General features: G+C 50.5%; 1 pseudogene. It reads right to left on the reverse strand.

Features of this window, described 5'->3' with window-relative positions:
* Window positions 1-2: 2 nt before the first annotated feature.
* Window positions 3-299: pseudogene (locus tag FDX22_RS00075) on the reverse strand (long-chain-fatty-acid--CoA ligase); the annotation flags it as partial.

Raw genomic sequence — 299 nt, forward strand, 5'->3', positions numbered from 1 at the left:
AACTCATCACGGAATTCCACCAGCTTCGGTACTTTATAGCCCGTCAGGTGACGACGGCAGAAAGTAACCAGCGCTTCATCGGTTAACGAGGCGTCTTTCTTCACCACAAAAATTTTCACCGCTTCACCGCTGCTGCCTGATGGCACGCCAACGGCAGCCACTTCCTGCACACCTGGATGTTGCATCACCACGTCTTCAATTTCGTTCGGATAGACGTTAAAGCCGGAGACCAGGATCATATCTTTCTTACGATCAACAATACGCAGGAAGCCTTCATCATCCATCACCGCAATATCGCC

Source organism: Citrobacter sp. TBCS-14 (assembly GCF_005280805.1).
In the GTDB taxonomy this organism is placed as follows: domain Bacteria; phylum Pseudomonadota; class Gammaproteobacteria; order Enterobacterales; family Enterobacteriaceae; genus Citrobacter; species Citrobacter gillenii.